Source organism: Algoriphagus sp. (genome assembly GCF_046296635.1).
Taxonomy (GTDB): Bacteria; Bacteroidota; Bacteroidia; order Cytophagales; family Cyclobacteriaceae; genus Algoriphagus.
Map to the genome: position 1 here is coordinate 24,734 of NZ_JBKBKZ010000035.1, position 18,259 is coordinate 42,992.

21 protein-coding genes are annotated in these 18,259 nt (G+C 39.5%); 9 read left to right on the plus strand and 12 right to left on the minus strand.

All coding sequences use genetic code 11. The features are described 5' to 3' along the window. Positions 1-111: 111 nt before the first annotated feature. A complete protein-coding gene (gene apaG / locus ACK4HU_RS19855) occupies positions 112-498 on the minus strand; it encodes a Co2+/Mg2+ efflux protein ApaG (RefSeq protein ID WP_409809508.1) in 387 nt (128 codons plus the stop codon). Positions 499-555: 57 nt separating this feature from the next. Between apaG and ung the strand changes: the two genes are divergently transcribed. Then, positions 556-1,218 (plus strand): uracil-DNA glycosylase, encoded by a 663-nt coding sequence (ung, locus tag ACK4HU_RS19860; protein ID WP_409809473.1) that lies wholly within the window; start codon positions 556-558, stop codon positions 1,216-1,218. 154 nt (positions 1,219-1,372) lie between these two features. On the opposite strand, the gene lepB is transcribed toward ung, so the two are convergent. The 7 genes from lepB to ACK4HU_RS19895 all read right to left on the minus strand — a co-directional run bounded on the left by lepB (position 1,373) and on the right by ACK4HU_RS19895 (position 9,149). Continuing rightward, positions 1,373-2,449 carry a signal peptidase I gene (gene lepB, locus ACK4HU_RS19865; RefSeq protein ID WP_409809474.1) on the minus strand — a complete coding sequence of 359 codons (1,077 nt, stop codon included), beginning with the start codon at positions 2,447-2,449 and terminating at the stop codon, positions 1,373-1,375. A gap of 15 nt (positions 2,450-2,464) precedes the next feature. Continuing rightward, positions 2,465-3,187: a 4-hydroxy-tetrahydrodipicolinate reductase gene (dapB, locus tag ACK4HU_RS19870; RefSeq protein WP_409809475.1), complete on the minus strand. Its 723-nt coding sequence runs from the start codon at positions 3,185-3,187 to the stop codon at positions 2,465-2,467. Beyond that, on the minus strand, positions 3,187-3,804 hold the full coding sequence (locus ACK4HU_RS19875) for a DUF5683 domain-containing protein (protein ID WP_409809476.1): 618 nt from the start codon (positions 3,802-3,804) through the stop codon (positions 3,187-3,189). The genes dapB and ACK4HU_RS19875 overlap by 1 nt, the downstream gene beginning before the upstream one ends. 3 nt (positions 3,805-3,807) lie before the next feature. Beyond that, the gene (locus ACK4HU_RS19880) at positions 3,808-4,719 is read right to left on the minus strand and encodes a ParB/RepB/Spo0J family partition protein (protein WP_409809477.1); all 912 of its coding nucleotides are present in this window, start codon (positions 4,717-4,719) and stop codon (positions 3,808-3,810) included. Between the two features lie 2 nt (positions 4,720-4,721). Continuing rightward, a complete protein-coding gene (locus tag ACK4HU_RS19885) occupies positions 4,722-5,504 on the minus strand; it encodes a ParA family protein (RefSeq protein WP_409809478.1) in 783 nt (260 codons plus the stop codon). A gap of 195 nt (positions 5,505-5,699) precedes the next feature. Then, entirely contained in the window at positions 5,700-7,490 is a 1,791-nt protein-coding gene (yidC, locus tag ACK4HU_RS19890) for a membrane protein insertase YidC (RefSeq protein WP_409809479.1), read from the minus strand. A 39-nt stretch (positions 7,491-7,529) separates the two neighbouring features. Further along, positions 7,530-9,149 (minus strand): CTP synthase, encoded by a 1,620-nt coding sequence (locus ACK4HU_RS19895; RefSeq protein WP_409809480.1) that lies wholly within the window; start codon positions 9,147-9,149, stop codon positions 7,530-7,532. A 326-nt stretch (positions 9,150-9,475) separates the two neighbouring features. Between ACK4HU_RS19895 and ACK4HU_RS19900 the strand changes: the two genes are divergently transcribed. Both ACK4HU_RS19900 and ACK4HU_RS19905 read left to right on the plus strand, forming a co-directional pair. After that, positions 9,476-10,249 (plus strand): hypothetical protein, encoded by a 774-nt coding sequence (locus tag ACK4HU_RS19900; RefSeq protein WP_409809481.1) that lies wholly within the window; start codon positions 9,476-9,478, stop codon positions 10,247-10,249. Between the two features lie 116 nt (positions 10,250-10,365). Continuing rightward, on the plus strand, positions 10,366-10,770 hold the full coding sequence (locus ACK4HU_RS19905) for a hypothetical protein (RefSeq protein ID WP_409809482.1): 405 nt from the start codon (positions 10,366-10,368) through the stop codon (positions 10,768-10,770). Positions 10,771-10,819: 49 nt separating this feature from the next. Here the strand turns inward: ACK4HU_RS19905 and ACK4HU_RS19910 are convergent, their stop codons facing one another. From ACK4HU_RS19910 to ACK4HU_RS19925, 4 genes are all read right to left on the minus strand, one after another. After that, positions 10,820-11,236: a hypothetical protein gene (locus ACK4HU_RS19910; RefSeq protein WP_409809483.1), complete on the minus strand. Its 417-nt coding sequence runs from the start codon at positions 11,234-11,236 to the stop codon at positions 10,820-10,822. Beyond that, complete coding sequence (locus ACK4HU_RS19915) at positions 11,233-11,463, minus strand: RNA polymerase sigma factor (protein ID WP_409809484.1); 231 nt, start codon at positions 11,461-11,463, stop codon at positions 11,233-11,235. The genes ACK4HU_RS19910 and ACK4HU_RS19915 overlap by 4 nt, the downstream gene beginning before the upstream one ends. Before the next feature lie 330 nt (positions 11,464-11,793). Beyond that, positions 11,794-12,021: a hypothetical protein gene (locus tag ACK4HU_RS19920; protein WP_409809485.1), complete on the minus strand. Its 228-nt coding sequence runs from the start codon at positions 12,019-12,021 to the stop codon at positions 11,794-11,796. 25 nt (positions 12,022-12,046) lie between these two features. Continuing rightward, complete coding sequence (locus ACK4HU_RS19925; protein WP_409809486.1) at positions 12,047-12,598, minus strand: hypothetical protein; 552 nt, start codon at positions 12,596-12,598, stop codon at positions 12,047-12,049. A 474-nt stretch (positions 12,599-13,072) separates the two neighbouring features. Here ACK4HU_RS19925 and ACK4HU_RS19930 point away from each other — a divergent pair, with 474 nt between their 5' ends. The 6 genes from ACK4HU_RS19930 to ACK4HU_RS19955 all read left to right on the plus strand — a co-directional run bounded on the left by ACK4HU_RS19930 (position 13,073) and on the right by ACK4HU_RS19955 (position 18,238). Further along, a complete protein-coding gene (locus ACK4HU_RS19930) occupies positions 13,073-14,485 on the plus strand; it encodes an anthranilate synthase component I family protein (RefSeq protein ID WP_409809487.1) in 1,413 nt (470 codons plus the stop codon). Between the two features lie 148 nt (positions 14,486-14,633). After that, complete coding sequence (locus ACK4HU_RS19935; protein WP_409809488.1) at positions 14,634-14,909, plus strand: four helix bundle protein; 276 nt, start codon at positions 14,634-14,636, stop codon at positions 14,907-14,909. Positions 14,910-15,073: 164 nt separating this feature from the next. After that, the gene (locus tag ACK4HU_RS19940; RefSeq protein ID WP_409809489.1) at positions 15,074-15,640 is read left to right on the plus strand and encodes an anthranilate synthase component II; all 567 of its coding nucleotides are present in this window, start codon (positions 15,074-15,076) and stop codon (positions 15,638-15,640) included. Positions 15,641-15,665: 25 nt separating this feature from the next. Beyond that, the gene (trpD, locus tag ACK4HU_RS19945) at positions 15,666-16,676 is read left to right on the plus strand and encodes an anthranilate phosphoribosyltransferase (RefSeq protein WP_409809490.1); all 1,011 of its coding nucleotides are present in this window, start codon (positions 15,666-15,668) and stop codon (positions 16,674-16,676) included. Between the two features lie 120 nt (positions 16,677-16,796). Further along, positions 16,797-17,615 (plus strand): indole-3-glycerol phosphate synthase TrpC, encoded by an 819-nt coding sequence (gene trpC / locus ACK4HU_RS19950; RefSeq protein ID WP_409809491.1) that lies wholly within the window; start codon positions 16,797-16,799, stop codon positions 17,613-17,615. Further along, on the plus strand, positions 17,615-18,238 hold the full coding sequence (locus ACK4HU_RS19955) for a phosphoribosylanthranilate isomerase (RefSeq protein WP_409809492.1): 624 nt from the start codon (positions 17,615-17,617) through the stop codon (positions 18,236-18,238). Before trpC ends, ACK4HU_RS19955 begins: the two co-directional genes overlap by 1 nt. Positions 18,239-18,259: the final 21 nt, after the last annotated feature.

Here is an 18,259-nt window from a genome sequence, read left to right on the forward strand (position 1 = left end):
ATTAGATCTGAATAAATTCGGAAAACGAAAGGTGAATGCTGACTGAATCGATCCTCTTTTTTTAACCAGTAAAAAAAATAGGACTTAATTGCAAACAACAATTGCCTCAAATCAATTGTGAAAAATATTAGCAATCATTTGGAATTCCGGAACCGTTACCTCAATAAGTTTACCATCAAAAAGCTTTTCCATGGTATAAGAGCCCTTCATTTTACCCAATCCTGATTTCAGATTACAGCCGGAGACATAAGAATGCGAATCCCCGGGTTCAAGAATGGGCTGTTGACCTACCACACCATTACCTTCTACTACTTTGGAATCTTCTGCAGCATCAAAAACCTCCCATTTCCTCCTTAATAACTGATAGGTATGTTGGCTATTATTTTCAATTGTCACCTTATAGGTAAACACATAATGATGCTGGTGAGGGCTGGAGAATTCCGCTTGATAAGTGACTTCAATGCTCACTTTGATTCCTTCAGTAACAGAGATAACCATTGGATAATGCATTAAAAAGGATATAATATACAATTTTTAATAAACAAGTCAAGAAATATGCAAATCAAAATTGAAGATAGTTGGAAAATCGCGTTAAGTGATGTCTTTGAATTGGATTTTTTCCAACGCTTAGTTTCCTTCGTGAAAGACGAATATCAGAACCATCAGGTTTTCCCTCCTGGGAAAGAAATTTTCAATGCATTTCAACATTGCCCTCTTCAATCGGTAAAAGTAGTAATACTAGGCCAAGATCCGTATCATGGCTTGGGTCAGGCACACGGACTTTCCTTTTCTGTGAAGCCAGGAGTACCTTTTCCTCCAAGTCTTCTAAATATTTTTAAAGAAATTAAGGCTGATTTAGGTAACGATATGCCTCCGAATGGAGATTTGACTAGGTGGGCTGACCAAGGCGTTTTTTTATTAAATGCCACACTGACAGTCAAAGCAAATCAAGCAGGATCGCATCAAAATCAAGGCTGGGAGGCCTTTACTGATGAGGTGATCAAGGTGATTAATTCCCAACGAGAAAACGTAGTCTTCATGCTATGGGGTGCTTATGCTCAGAAAAAAGCAGAGTTGATTGATTCTGAAAAACATTTTATTCTGAGAGCTCCACATCCAAGTCCTCTCTCAGCACATCGGGGATTTCTGGGTTGCGGGCATTTCTCCAAAGCCAACCAATACTTAATCGAACAGAAAATTGAACCGATCCAGTGGTAAAATGAAAGATGCTGTCTCAAAAGGACTGATGGTGTCAGCCTGAGCACCTGACTAACGAGAGTTGGGCAGTGCTAAGGCCATTTGCAGTGAATACAATCGCATTTCGACTTCGCTCCATGTGACAAACAGCAGTTATGAAACAGCCTCTAGTGAATTATTCAATGCCTTTAAGGAATCTACTCCAGCGAATCTTATTGAACATCGATTCGTATTTGTCCAATGATAGCCAAAGGAACCATGCCTTGCCTACAATATGATCTTCCGGTACAAATCCCCAAAATCGTGAATCTAGAGAATCATGGCGATTATCGCCCATCATGAAGTAATAATTCTGCTTGAAAGTGTAGTTTTCAACTTTTTGCCCATCTATGTAAAGTGCACCTTCCCTTATCACTACCTGCTCGTGCCCTTCATAGTTCTCAATGGTAAATCCATAGCGAAGCACATTATCCGGAGTCAATTCAATGGACCAATCCTTAGCGGGTATTTGTAGTGGTCCAAAGTTGTCGACATTCCAACCGTAGTTCGAGTTAGGAGGGAAGATTCTTATTTCATTCACCCCAGCAGGCTCAATACGTTTGGTAATTGATACAACAACCGGTGAAGACTTGAGTCTTTCCATCATTTGGTCTGTACCGAAAACCCAGTAACCTGCACCGTTGGTAAAGGACATGAAACTCTCCGGATTGATCCCGTAGTCTGCGAAGAATTCTACCGTCAAGGGTCTATTAGTGATCAAATCATAGGAGTATTGCATCTCCTCGGGTTTTGGAGCTGATTCTCCATTTACAATCAGTTCACCTTGTTTCACTTCCACAATGTCTCCCGCAATGCCTACTGCTCGCTTGATGTAATTTGTTTTTAGATCACTCGGATACTCAAATTCAACTGGATAATTAAACACTACCACGTCATTTCGTTTCACATCACTGAACCCTGGAAGGCGCATATAGGGTAGCTGAATTGCATCTGAATAGGAGGGAATCTCCGTTCCCCATATTTTTTGATGAGTTAGTGGGACTTGAAGGATAGTTTTTGGAACCCTAGTACCGTAGTGCATTTTACTGACAAATAGAAAATCACCTACTAAAAGCGATTTCTCCATAGATGCAGTGGGTATTGTAAAAGGCTCCAGCAAAAGCCAACGTATCAAGCTGGCGGCAACCACAGCAAAAACCAACGCATCTATCCATTCTCGGGTGGGTGATTTTTTGTTTTTAGATTGGCTCATGTTCTCTTGTTAATTTCAGAAAGATAGAAAATCGTCCATTGAAAGTACTCCTTTTTTGTCTTTGATCCACTCAGCAACCAAAATTGCGCCAAGGGCAAAACCCTGTCTGCTGTGTGCAGTATGGGAGATTTCAATTTGGTCTATATCAGAACTATAGCGAATAATATGTGTACCTGGAGCTGGGTCAATTCGCTTGGCAGCTATCGGTAAAGATTGTTCATTTTCGGGCGATTGTCCGCTCAGATGCCATTTATTCAAATTGTCCATATTTCGGAGAATTCCTTCAGCTAATGTGATCGCTGTTCCTGATGGAGCGTCTTTTTTCTCCGTATGATGAATCTCTTCCAAGGATGCCTGATAGCCGCTTGTTTCGTTCATCAACTTGGCTAGATATTCATTAACCTTAAAGAAAATATTAACACCTATGCTGTAATTGGATGCGTAAAAAAAGGCTCCGTTTTGACCTGTGGTAAGGTCCTCTATTTCTTTTTTTCTTGAAAGCCAGCCAGTAGTCCCGGAAACCACCGGAATTCCTCTCGTCATTGCCCAAGTGATATTTTCTACTGCTGCTTCAGGTTGACTGAATTCGATTGCCACATCAATTTTTGAAGGGTCCAAGGAATTCAGATCCTTGCGATTCTCGATGTTAATTTTTACGGCAATGCTATGACCTCGGGATTCGGCGATCTCACCGATAATTTTTCCCATTTTGCCATATCCGAGAATTAAAATGTTCATTATTTGAATTGAAATTTGAGGGTTAACCCCATTGAAGTTCCAGAAGCTGCGAAAGTACCGACATTTGGTTCAATTTTCATGGCGATGTCATCGGAAATATCAAAGCCTGATAGATGAGCATCCACATTGGCATCGACTAGATTCAGTGCATAGATAGCAAGTAAAAGGAGGATAGTAGAATCCCTGTTTTGTCTCCAATAATCCACATTGCGGACTAAGGCTTCTCGATTGAGTGATGGAAATTGACTTCTGTCTCCATCGTCAAATGCAAAAAGTGCTGTGCGAAAGGTCTGATATCGTTTGTTATTGAAGTTGATAAAATAAATATCAGCCATGAATCCTGCATAAATCAAAGGGGCCTTCCATGCTTTATTATTGTACACTTGGCCGGCACCAGGCAGAATCGCTGAAAGAATTGTCGCTTTTCTTGGATTTTTTGGCAAAGACGAGTAGTCGGGCTTTTCTTTGATTTCCTCTACCGAAATTTCCACTTCTTTCGACTCTGCCTCTGTTTGTGAATAGGAGGAAACTGGTACTAGGAATAAAAAAAGCAAAATCCCCAAGGAAATCCATGGGGTCTTGTTTTTGTCTTTAAAAAGAAAGTGAATCGTCTTCAAATTTCAGATGATTTCGAGGATTTCGAGGATTCTGTTAAGATCTGTGGCTGAGTTGAAAGGTATTTTGATTTCGCCCTTATTTTTCTCATCCGATTTCAAGGCAACCTTGGTTCCGAAGTGTGATGCTAATCGCTGTTGGATTTTATTTATCTCATATTTTCGAACTGGGTCGAGGCCTTTTTGAGAATTTGTTTTGTCAGCCTTTCCCTCATTGAGTGATTTGACGAGGGCTTCTACATTTCGTACACTCAGTTCTTCCTCAACAGCCTTTTTGAATATAGCCAATTGTTTATCCACATCTTCAACGTTGATCAAAGCTCTAGCATGACCCATGGAAAGCTGTTGATCGCGAATAGCAGCTTGAATAGTAGGAGGCAGTTTTAAAAGTCTGAGGTAATTATTTACGGTGGTTCGATTTTTCCCAACTCGGTCGCCGAGTTCCTCTTGCTTCAAATTGCACTCTGCCAAGAGTCTTTGGTAAGAATTGGCAATTTCGAGTGCATTTAAGTTTTCACGCTGAATGTTTTCAATCAGAGCCATTTCCAGCATTTGCTGATCATTGGCAGTCCTTACGTAGGCCGGGATTTGAGTCAATCCAGCTATTTTTGAGGCTTGAAAGCGACGTTCCCCGGAGATTAATTGATATTCGTTAGAAGCGAGTTTCCGTACAGTTATGGGTTGAATTATGCCCTGAACCAGAATGGATTCTGCAAGTTCTTGAAGTGCGTTTTTGTCAAAATGAACACGTGGCTGATAGGGATTTACCTGAATTTCAGTCAGAGGAATTTCAAAAATCCCCGTTTTGACTAATTCGGGAAGAATCTCCGTCGGTTTGTGCTTCGCAGGGCTGTCTTCCAAAAGTGCCCCAAGGCCTCTTCCTAATGCGTTTTTTCGATTGGGCTTATTTTCAGACATAATTATTCAGCCACTTTATGGTGACCATTTTTTTTAGCGATTTCCCCGGCAAGATTGAGGTATGCAATGGAACCTTTCCCATCAGCATCAAATGAAATTACCGGCAAACCAAAACTTGGCGACTCTGAAAGACGAACGTTTCTCGGGATTATTGTATCAAAAACCATGTTTTTGAAATGCAACCTAACTTCTTCCACCACTTGGTTAGAAAGTCGAAGACGAACATCATACATCGTAAGAAGAATACCTTCTATTTCAAGATCCGGATTGAGTCGGGTTTGAATAATTTTAATGGTATTGAGAAGTTTACCTAGGCCTTCCAATGCGAAATATTCGCACTGAACAGGAATGATAACCGAATTGGCTGCGGTGAGAGCATTAATTGTGATTAAACCCAAGGAAGGGGAGCAGTCGATGATAATGAAGTCATAGAGTTCTCGTAGTGAAGAGATTACCTCTTTCATTTTTTCCTCCCTATTTTCCAGATTGATCATTTCTACTTCTGCACCGACTAGGTCGATGTGTGAAGGGACTAGATCAAGGTTTTCAAGGGAAGTTTTGCGAATGATTTCTTGAACGTTGACCCCATCTACCATGCATTCGTAAATACTGGCTTCAATGGACTTAGGATCATGGCCTAGGCCTGAAGTAGTATTTGCCTGTGGGTCAGCATCAATGACCAGGGTTTTAAACTCCAACACGGCCAAGCTTGCTGCAAGGTTCATTGCAGTGGTGGTTTTTCCCACTCCGCCTTTTTGATTGGCTATAGCAATTATTTTTCCCATAGTTTAGTTGAAGGGTATTTTCACTCAATATTAATCAAATTAAGAGCGAATCTTGTGGATGAACGCTCTTTTTGTAACTGGGTTGTTTGCAAAAAAAGGTTAATGTTCTCATTTTCAATCGAGATAGAAATATTTTCATTTTATCCTGAAAAAACTTGAACAAAAAAAGGAGCTGATTAGAGCTCCTTTTTAGTTTTACTTCTTTCGGCTATTATCCGCTGCTTTCATTGCGTCTTCCAATCTCTGAGCGAATTTGGATTTCTTTTTATTGACGTTCTTGGCTTTGCTTTCCTCTACTTTAGCTCGGATTTTGGAGTCATCTACGGAGAGTTTAATCAATGCTTGCTGTCCAAATGTCACCATATTTGACACAAAGTAATAGAAACTAAGCCCGGCAGGGTAGGAGTTTAGGATAAACATAAACATGACTGGCATGATGTAGCCCAAGTTTTTCATAGGCCCCGTGGCAGTCGTTAGCTGATTGTTAAAATGCGTGTAGACGATCTGAGACACAGTCATCAATAAGGTGAACAAACTTACGTGAGATCCATAGAAAGGAATCGTAAACGGCAGCTTAATAAATTCATCGTAAGTCGATAAGTCGTTTGCCCAAAGAAAGGATTCCTGTCGAAGTTCAACCGCATTCGGGAAAAAGAAGAACATGGCAAACAAAAAGGGCATTTGCAGTATAAGTGGCAAACAACCTGATATGGGGCTTACACCTAATTGAGAGAAGAGCTTCATTTGCTCTTGCTGCATTTTAGTGGCATCATCCCCGTATTTCTCCTTCAGTTCATCGATTTCCGGTTTGATCACCCGCATCTTAGCCATACCGATATATGACTTGTAGGTCAATGGCGAAAGCGCAAGTTTAATAATCAGTACAATAAGGATGATGATGATCCCATAATTGTCGAAGTACTTTTCTAGGAATTCAAATAAATGAACGACAATATATTTGTTTACCCAGCTGACGAAAAAGTAGCCCATGTCCACATTTTTCTCAAACCCTTCAGTTACTCTCTTGAGAGTTTTGTACTTATCCGGACCAAAATAGAAGCTTAAATCTGCTTTTCCATTTTGAAAAGGAATAGACAATGAAGTCGACATAATCCGAACAATAGAAGAATCAGCCGGAGTTGACTGTGCGACTTTTACGTTCTGAAAGATGGAATCTGCTATAATTCCTGCTGTGAAAAATCGTTGACTAAAACCAATCCATTTGACAGATTCTGCAATTTGCTCCTCTTCCGCATCATTTCCCACTCCAAGATTGTCGTAGGATTCAGATGCAAGAAAATAATTAAGCTGTGTTTGCCTTCTGGATTCTGCCAGATCCTTTTCGTGGGCTTTTACTTGATCTTCCCAGTTGAGATTTACCACGTTTCCAGAGAAAACACCTGGGTATCGATCGATTTGAAGCGATTTTTTTACTATATAACTCAAATCCGAAAGCGTAAACTTCTGAATGAGTTGTCCTGATTCTGTGCTCGCAGTGAAAGTTAGAATCTGTGTTCTCACTCCATCTACGACCTCTTCGGTGAGACTTGGTGAAAAGAAAAAGTCTGATAAGTTGAAAGGCCCTTTTGAGGTCTCTAGAGAGAAATTCATGGTAGAACTTTGCTCATCAAGAAGCGCTAAGGGCTCCATGTTATAGCTTTTGTACTCCTTCAGAATCACTTCTTTGATTTGAGCTCCCTTTGTGGAAATGTTGATGACCACCAAGTCATTTTCAAGGATTACATCCTCTTCTTCTCCAATTGTAAGCATTGCCAAAGAACCATATTTGGCAAATCGTTGCGCATCGACCAAACTGTCAGGAAGTGCTTCAAATGGAGTTTCCTGAGTAATAGGCGCGATCTGAGTTTCAGTTTGCTCAGGTGTTACTTCGATTGGCGGAAGTTCTGGCCCACTCGCAAAAAATAAGGAGTAGATCAAAATTACCGCTGCAAAAAGGATCAAACCTGTTGCTTGATTTTTATCCATAATTATTTATTTCCCCACCTATTTACCGGTGAGCTGCTTTTATTTTACTTTTTTGTTTTCGATGGCGGCCTGAATAAACCTGACAAACAGAGGCTGTGGATTTAAGACCGTACTTTTATATTCAGGATGAAATTGAACACCTACAAACCATGGATGGTTTTTAAGTTCTACGATTTCAACTAGTCCTGTTTCAGGATTTTTTCCAGTTGCTATCATCCCTTTACTTTCTACCTGTTCTAAGTAAGCATTGTTAAATTCATATCTGTGGCGATGCCGTTCATGAATTTTTGTCTTGCCATAAGCAATAGTTGACTTGCTTCCTTTTTTGAGGTCGCAAGCATACGAACCCAATCGCATAGTTCCACCCATTTGATCAATTTTCTTTTGCTCCTCCATTAATGCGATCATTGGATGGGGTGTGTTGGGATCCATTTCTGTGGAATTGGCCTCATGTAGTCCTAATACATTTCTTCCAAATTCTATAACTGCCACTTGCATCCCAAGGCATATTCCGAAAAATGGAATTTTATTTTCTCTGGCATACCGAACTGTTTCTATTTTACCTTCAAAACCTCTTTCTCCAAAGCCTGGAGCAACAAGGATCCCATCAAGTTCCTCTAGTCTTGCCTCAAAATTATCCAATTGAATTTCCTCTGATGAGATAAGCTTAAGGTTTACTTTACACTCGACAGAAGCACCTGCATGCGTAAAAGATTCAATAATTGACTTGTATGAATCAGGAAGTGAAACGTATTTTCCAATCAATCCAATTGTCACTTCCTGAGTTGGGTTTTTCAATTTGCCAAGGAAGTCTTTCCACGTATCAAGATTTGAAGAAGTCTTGGATGAGAGTTTTAATTTACTCATTACTCGCTCATCAAGCTTTTCTTTTTTCATCAAAAGAGGCACATCATAAATGGATTCTGCATCCATTGCTTCGATGACACTATTAATCTCTACGTTGCAGAATAGTGCCAATTTTTTCTTCACATCCGGGGGAAGGTGATATTCTGTTCTACACACCAATATGTCTGGCTGAATACCGGCTTCCAATAGTTGCTTTACCGAGTGTTGAGTCGGTTTTGTTTTTAATTCCTTTGCTGCTTTTAGAAAAGGAATTAATGTTAAATGAATTACTAAAAAATTATTTGGACCAAGATCCCACTTTGCTTGACGAACCGCCTCGATAAAAGGCAAAGATTCAATATCCCCGACACAGCCACCGATTTCGGTTATGACTACATCATACTTTCCCTCTTGACCCAGTTTGTAAAAATTGCTTTTGATCTCATCCGTGATGTGGGGAATTACCTGAACTGTTTTACCCAAAAATTCACCCTTTCGTTCTCTGGTAATGACATTATTATAGATACGCCCGGTTGTGATGTTGTTACTTTGGGACGTAGTGACATTGAGGAATCGCTCGTAGTGCCCGAGATCCAGGTCAGTTTCTGCACCGTCATCGGTCACATAGCATTCCCCGTGCTCGTAGGGATTGAGTGTCCCCGGGTCAATATTGAGGTAAGGGTCAAATTTTTGAATAGTCACACTAAACCCTCTGGATTGAAGCAATTTGCCCAGTGATGCGGCTATAATGCCTTTTCCAAGGGATGAGGTGACTCCTCCTGTGATGAAAACGTACTTAGTGGATGAGCCCATAAGAATGGTATAGCGGTGATTTTGTTAGGAATCTTATGGGATTCAAAATTAGGTAAATTTCCTGACTTGGCTTCTGATGTTGGCGGTGAATTTCTCAATTCTGGAATTTTAGCCATTCCCGGAGAACTAGGAATGAAAAGTAAATAGCGACAATATGTGTCAAAAACTATTTCAATATATTTCTTTAAGGTACCTTAGCATTATCAAAGCTGATAAATAAGCGGATTAAAAATAGAAAAGTGAAAGTCTAAAAGACTATTAGTTAAAACCATAAATCTGGAGACTTACTCGGGGGAAAATATAATTAACATCAAACAGTTGAAATCATGAAAGCAAGAAACAGAAGTATTATTCTAGTAGACCATCTAATCGATGCTAATTCGGAATGGTTTCGGAAAATGAATTTTCACGAAGAGAATTTTGTGTTTTTGGATCCGGTAAATTTATTTTCTGAGTTAGATTGGACTCGTTATGAGGAAGATGTCAGTGTGATCAATACTATTTATTCAAGACTTTTTGAAGATATGGTAATGAATGAAAAAAGATTGGTTTGCTTTTGGCCACATAAGCAGAAATTTGGTAGCGAATGGTTTGAACTTGCTTCATTATGTAAGGCAAATTCGTTTGAACTTGAGTTATATAAATGTTTCCTTCCAGATGAAGAAAAATCCGAATTGAGTGAAGAAAATCTTCAATCATGGAAAGGGTTTGTACATTTTCTGATTGAATCCATTTTGGAAGATATTCAGTTGAATGAACAATTTGATGAAATAGCAACATTGAAAAATGACAAGGAAACCATTATTTTATTTAAACTAGATCGAGAAGGTATTGTGAGTTATTCTTATGCTTTTGATTCAGATTTTCTCGAGCTGGCTCCGGATCAGGGACTCGGGCCATCAGGAACCGATAATTCCATTCAGACTTTCAGTACTTTCAATGAATTACTCATGAACTTGTTAAAAGAAAATGATTTGAGTATTTATGAATCCAAATTTGTTGATGGAAGACTTGAAAAAGCATATTTTAGTATTTTGGCAAAGGAGTTTAAGACTAAAAATTTGATTGAAAACTGGATAAGTACTTATTCTATGAATTAAAGGAGAAAATATTTTTTTGAATTTATTTTTGTAAATAATTATAAAATGTATTTAAGGATTAAAATGCTATTTATATATTGCAGGGATTTTTACTTACACATATAAATTTCAAAAAAATGAGAGAATTAATAAAAGAGGCTATTGTCGATCTTAAGAAGACTGACGGATTTATCTACGTGACCGCAGAAGGTAAAAAGATAGACCTTCACGAGGCCGCAGCTAGAGGTCTTGCTGTAACTCCTGTGAACCCTAAGGACGAGGTAATAAAGAAACTTGAGGCTGCAGGCTTGTTTTTGACTGACAGTAAATTTGTGAATGAATTAATTGATCTAATCAATGTTTTGAGTGGAAGCGGATCATCCAAAGGTGGAGGTAAGCGAAGATCATTCTCGGATTCAGAAAAAAACAAAATTGTCGAAGAATGGAAAAAAGTAGAAGCTGCAGGAAAGAAAACCAAAGCAGCTTTTGCAAGGGAAATTGGTGTTGGTTACCAGACGTTTATCAATTGGTTGAAAAGTTAATTGAATTCAGACCATCAAAAAAAGACAGCTAATTGCTGTCTTTTTTTGTTTATACACCAGTTTGTTTATCTCGGATTGTTCCTGCGATCATTATAAAGCCTAAAATGAAAAAGGCTGCTATTCCCATAATAAATGGGGGAGCAAAATTGATTGTCGGAAAGCTGAAATTATACAACTCTAAGCTGAATGATGGCAACTTGATTGGAGGGATTTTGTCAAATAGCGAGGGGTTATTTTCAGAGGAAGGAAAGAATATTATTGATCCTCCAAAAATTCCTGCGATGAAAATGAAAATTAATTTCCACGCAAAAGGTGAAATCACAGGTTCGTAAGTTGAACTAGTCTTTGGGAGTGCCTCGATCTTATTTAAGACAGATAGATGAAATTCGGATCCGAGACTGTCCGTGCCCGCTTCTTTGATCCAATTTTTCAATGAGTCTATAGAATTTTGCTCTTCTTTGTTCATGTGAGTCCGATTAATTCCTTGTTGGATAACTTTTTTAACGCATGTGCTAGATTCTTCCTGCCCCTAAAGAGTTGTACTTTTACATTGGATTCAGAACTTCCGGTAATTTTACAGATTTCTTTTATCGATTGATCTTCCAGATAAAATAAAGTCAAAACAACAGCTTCATTCGGATTCAATAGTAGAATTCCTTTTTTAACTAATTCCGCCCGCTCCTCCTGCTGCAAGATTTCAAAACCATCTATAAAGTCTGACGGTTCTTCAGATTAATTCAAAATTTCCTTTACCAAAGTAAATTGTCGTTTAGTTTTTTTCAGTCGACCTAAGCACTCATTGTACACTATTCGATAAAGCAAAGCGGAATGGATGAAGATGTTTCATTCCCGGCCAGTATTTTTAATATTCGGAGGCCTTGGGTTAGTAGTGAGCTTCTTTGTGAATAGAAAATTGGAAAAGGAGTAGTCGAAACCCACATTTAAAAATTAAGCTTAAAATTCCAGCTTTTGCTCTAGGCATCAGCTGGAATTTTTATTGCCTCAAAAAGCCAGATTACTATTTCAGGATTCGGCGAGCTTCAGTTGAAACTCTAGTGGACTACAAGCCTGGAATTCATCAGCTTCCAAGTCCTCAAAAATCTCCTCATCAAATTCCATTTCGGTTTTCTCGATCTTTCCGTCAGGATGAACAATCAGTTCGATTCCTGAAAAGTCTGTAGTATTTACCATGACCAATACTTGATAATCATCGAAAATCCGCTTGAAATACTGTGAAATAGCCTTAACCATAGTTTTTTGATTCAAATTTAAGGAATCACTTCTTTTGATTTAAAGTGTTTATCGATGAGGTAATGATAATAACATCAGTTGGTGGCTTCTGTGTGGTTTTTATGCGATCAAATACGTAGAATGCCTGTGCAAGAAAGTCCAGCTCATTCAAGGTTTTTACAGGAGATATCCCAAAATTTTCAACAACGAATAGCCTTCCATACGGCCCTATTATTTCGTATCCATTTCGGTTTCTATTCAATTTTACTCGAAATACATCCCCACCTATAAACTCAAATCTTGCTGTTCCCCAAAAATAACTTCCTCTGCCTTTAGCCACCATTAAGTTGGAATGCTGGTCAACTATCCGGGCTTTTTTGATTACTGCGTTGTTGTTGTCATAAAATAATCGAAAAACCCTCTCATTCTGACGCAAATCTGCAAAACGAAGGCCTGGATCAATACTTAATATTGCCTCTTCTGACTCACCTGAAATAAATTTTACCTCATGCATGGGAGTCTTCCAAGTTTGGTTTTCCTGGGCTTTAGCAGTTGCTAAAATCAAAACTAAGGAGAAAAGCAGGGCGAACTTCTTCATTGTTATCTGGGTTAAATTTAGTTTTTTCAACGTACTTTTCGGCGCATTGGTTATCTATTTGATTTTCATATTAATGTATATCCGCAATTCTGTAAGTAGCCATATTTTAGTAAGTTTCACTTCGAATCCTCTCCCTTTATTAAACTGAAATCCGGTGGCCGTCCCATGGCTATCGGGACGAGTCCATTTTGATCTACTGGCAAAGAGGCAGATAATCAGATTCATTTTTTATGAATCTGTCATCTTAAAATATTTTTTTGAAATAATTGAAATGATGCTTTGCTTATTCCGATCCCTTTCTAAATTTGCGACTGTGTTATGAAGACAATCGCAAACAAATACTGGTGGTGGCATTCTATATCTTTCCAAGGGAAAGCTCAGAAAGCCGTTGCTTAAAATTTGCGCAACTCTATAGTAAAAGGCTTACTGGATTTTCCCGGTAAGTCTTTTTTTATGCAAAAAAATCAACCCCGAATGAGCCAAATTAAATTTCCGATTCTGACAACTTACCGCAAGCGACTTGCGGACACCATAACTCCTGTCAGCATTTATCTGCAGATCAGAGACCGGTTTGCAAATCCAATTTTGCTGGAAAGTTCCGATTACCATGGGCAGGAAAACAGCTATTCATTCATCTGCTTCAATCCCCTAGCAACCTTCAGTTTCAATGCGGGAAAAGTCAAAGAATCACTTCCAATTAGGGAGGTTTTGGAATATGAGGTTTCTGAAAAAAAGCGATTGATGGATTGTTTAAGAGCTTTTGGAAATAAATTCGACCCAACTCCCGACAAATTCAAATTCAGCACCAACGGGCTTTTTGGATATATTCAATACGATACATTAGCCTATTTTGAAGATATCAAACTTCATAATACTGCGCCAAACGAAACTCCGATGATGCAGTATTCCATGTATCAAAACATCATCGTGGTGGATCATTATAAAAATGAGCTTCACCTTTTTGAACACCGGGTAGCTGGCGCAGAAAACCCGGAATACATCGATGAAATTGAAACGTTGCTCAACAATAAAAACATCCCAGCCTATTCATTTAAGAAGCTTGGTGAGGAAGTTTCCAACTATACTGATGAGGAATTCCTCAAAATCCTGAATCAAGGTCGCGAGCACTGCTTTCGTGGAGATGTCTTTCAAATCGTCTTGTCCCGCAGATTCACCACAGATTTCAAAGGGGATGAATTCAATGTTTATCGCGCATTGAGGTCTGTTAATCCTTCGCCATACCTCTTCTACTTTGATTATGGATCATTCAAAGTTTTCGGGAGTTCACCGGAAGCTCAGATCGTTGTCAAAAATCAGAAAGCAACGATTTTCCCGATTGCCGGGACTTTCCGCCGAACAGGTAATGACGCTGAAGATGCGGAGTTGGCCGTAAAATTATACGATGATCCAAAGGAAAACTCGGAACACGTGATGTTGGTCGATTTGGCTAGAAATGACCTTTCACGATCTTCTGATCGAGTCGAAGTAGATGTATTCAAAGAAATCCAATACTATTCCCATGTGATTCACTTGGTTTCCAAAGTCACAGGCCATTTACCGGAAGGGGCAAATCCTCTTCAACTGGTAGGGGACACTTTCCCTGCTGGAACTCTCAGCGGCGCCCCAAAATATCGAGCGATGGAATTGATCGATGAATTGGAAAATATCAGTCGGCAATTTTACGGCGGAGCGATCGGTTATCTCGGCTTTAATGGAGATTTCAATCATGCCATATTGATTCGATCCTTTGTCTCAGAAGACAATCAACTCAGATTCCAGGCAGGTGCTGGGGTGGTGGCGAAAAGCTCAATTCCGTCAGAACTGCAGGAAGTTGCTAATAAACTGGAGGCGTTGAGGGTGGCGCTGAGAGCGGCGGAGTTAATTTAAAAATTGTAAGATTCAAAAATTGAAAAATTGGGGACACAGAGGGATAGCATTGAATCTAGCTCATGTTTGTTCAATTTAAATTTCTCAACATTAGCGTCTCTTTGAAACCTTAGGTTTGAATTATTGAACTATTTAGAATTGAAATATTATGGCAAAGTATGAGCGGTTTGAGGATTTGCCAATCTGGCAGCATGCGATAAGGATTGGAGTGAAAATCTACAAACTAGTCGAATCTGAAAAACTGGCGAAAGATTATCGAGCAAATGATCAATTGGTTGGCTCGGCAATATCGATCTCTAATAACATTGCGGAAGGATTTGAATACAACAGAAATCGACAATTCATTCGCTATTTGGAAATAGCTAAAGGATCTGCTGGTGAACTGCGAAGTCAGCTTTTTCTTTTGCTTTCAGGGGGAAAATAGATGAAGAAATATATCAAGAAAACTATCTGGATTTGGTTGACTTTTCTAGTGAGCTAAAGGGTTTTGTTAAGTACCTAAATGACTTTGAAGACAGAAAGAAGAAGAGCGATAAACTCTGACTAATCTTTCAAATTTCAAATATTTCAATTTTACAATCCAAAAAAATGAAAATCCTCGTCCTCGATAATTACGACTCCTTCACATACAACTTGGTGTACATCGTGCGCCAGTTGGGATATGGTGCGCAAATGGATGTTATCCGAAATGACAAAATCAATTTGGAGGAAGTCGACAAATACGACAAAATAATCCTTTCTCCAGGGCCAGGTGTCCCTTCAGAAGCTGGGATTATGCCTGAATTGCTGAAAAAATACTCCGCTGCGAAGTCTATTTTAGGAGTTTGTCTCGGACATCAAGCTATAGGGGAAGCATTTGGTGGTAGTCTAATCAACCTTTCTGAGGTCCTACACGGGGTGGCCTCCAAGGTTACCGTGCAGAAGGACTTGCTTTTTGAGCAAATCCCCGATACATTTAGTATTGGAAGGTATCACTCCTGGGTCATTGATGAATCCACCCTTTCGCCTGATCTCGAAGTTATTGCCCGAACTCCCGATGAGCAAATTATGGCTGTGCGACACAAAAAGTACAACGTAAGAGGTGTTCAGTTTCACCCGGAAAGTATCTTAACTGAAAACGGAGTCAGAATTATGCAAAATTGGTTAGAATCCTAACCTTGAACAGTAATCACCCACCCAAATGAAGGAAATTCTTAATCAACTAATCGAGCATAAAACGCTCTCACAGGTTCAAGCGAGAGAAGTGCTGAAAAACTTAGCGACTGGTTCGTACAACTCGAGCCAAATTGCTGCATTTATGACAGTTTACTTGATGCGGAGCATTACAGTGGAAGAGTTGCGAGGTTTTCGAGAGGCGATGCTGGAGTTATGTATTCCGGTAGAAATTGAAGAATATGATGCCATGGATCTCTGTGGGACTGGTGGTGACGGCAAAGACACCTTTAATATCTCGACTTTGTCTTCTTTCATTGTAGCTGGTGCCGGTCAAAATGTAGCTAAACACGGAAATACGGGAGTTTCATCGATCTGTGGTTCGTCGAATTTGTTGAGCTATTTTGGCTACGAATTCACCAATGACATCAGTGAAATTCGTCGTTCTTTGGATGAAGCAGGGTTATGCTTTCTGCATGCCCCGCTTTTTCATCCTGCAATGAAAAATGTAGCTCCAATCCGAAAAGAACTTGGCGTGAAAACCTTCTTCAACATGCTCGGACCCATGGTTAATCCCAGCTTTCCTAAGAAACAATTGGTTGGGGTATTTAGTATGGAACTAGCCCGATTGTACGGCTATCTCTATCAAGAAATGGAAGGAAGATTCTCAATTCTCCATGCCATTGATGGATACGATGAAATTTCCCTGACTGGACCATTCAAGATGATTTCCAATTCGGGCGAAAGATTACTCCATCCTGAAAATTTAGGCCTCACTAAGATTTCCGCGGAAAGCATTGCTGGAGGAGACACAGTTCAGGAGTCTGCAAAAATATTTGAAAAAATCCTCAAGGGCGAAGGGACAAAGAGTCAAAATGCAGTAGTTACAGCCAATGCTGCCGCAGCATTAGTGACAGCAAGAGAAGGCATGAATTTTCCGGATGCAGTTGCTTTGGCAGAGGAAGTTTTGCTTAGCGGTAAAGCACTCAGAGTCTTCAATGGCCTAGTCAATCCTAAAACCCTTGTTTCATTAGCTTAAACATTCCAAATGAAATCAAGCATGATTAAAAAGTCTCACCCTGTGATGATTAAAAAAAATGCGAGATTCCACCTGCCTGCCGACAGGCAGGTGTGGCAAGTGAAGAATAATTATAAACACATGAATATTTTAGAAAAAATCATTGCAGATAAGGTTAGAGAAGTAGCCGATAAAAGCAGCGTGCTGCCGATTAAATTGTTAGAGCAAAGCATCTATTTCGAAGGAAAAGTGGTCTCGATGAAAAAATACGTGACCAATCCGGAGAAGTCTGGCATTATCGCTGAATTCAAGCGAAAGTCACCATCCAAAGGCATGATCAACGGATCTGCCTCGGTAGAGAAAGTCAGCATTGGATACATGCAGGCTGGAGCTTCGGCTTTGTCAATCCTCACAGATAAGGAATACTTTGGAGGCTCAAATGATGACCTCAAAACTGTCCGAAAATTCAATTTCTGCCCGATCCTCAGAAAAGATTTTGTGGTTGAAGAATATCAAATCATCGAAGCCAAATCCATTGGAGCGGATTGCATTTTATTGATTGCAGCAGCTTTGGAACCTGTAAAGCTGAAATCATTGGCAGCTTTTGCAAAGAGTCTAGGCCTGGAAGTTTTGCTGGAAGTTCACGATGGCGATGAATTGGAAAAAAGCCTGAATGATCACGTTGACCTGGTAGGTGTAAACAATAGAAATCTGAAAACATTTGAAGTGTCTTTAGAGACTTCAATGGAATTGGTGAAACAGATTCCTTCCTCATTTGTGAAGATCTCTGAAAGTGGAATTTCTGATCCTCAAACACTCATTCAGCTTAAAAAAGTTGGATTCGATGGATTTTTGATCGGGGAAAACTTCATGAAATCTGCACGGCCGGAGCAGGCAGCATATAATTTCATCAAAGAATATCGGAATCTCTTACAAAAAGAAGAATTGTCCAAGGCCTAATGGAAATCAAAGTCTGTGGAATGCGGGATTTGGAGAATATCCATCGTCTGGTTTCAGAAGTGACACCCGACTGGATGGGTTTGATCTTTTATCCCAAATCACCACGCTTTGTCTCGGATGAAAAAGCTGAAGAACTGAAAGAAATTCCAGTAAAAAAAGTTGGGGTTTTTGTAAATGAAACTGAAGAGGAAATCCTTCGAATAGTTGAAAAATTTGGGCTTTCAGCCATTCAGCTTCATGGAAATGAGTCATCAGAATTCGTTAAAAATCTTTCAGAAAAGACAGAATTCGAGCTTTGGAAAGTGATTTCAGTAGGGGAGAAGATCGATTGGAAAAGTCTTGAAGGATACTTGCCTTTTGTGAGCAAATTCCTTTTCGATACAGCGACACCGGTTCATGGAGGCTCGGGTAAAAAATTTGACTGGAAGATTTTGGAAACTTATCCTTTCGACAAAGGCTTTCTAATAAGTGGGGGTTTGGATGACAAAAGTGCAGATGAAGCTTTGGCTTTGCGCAAGCGAATCCCACAACTCCAAGGCGTGGATCTGAACTCGAAATTTGAGGACGCTCCAGGACTAAAGAATATTGAAAAGTTAATTCGCTTCAAGGAGCGACTAGCTTAAGTATAAAGATTCAATTTGACT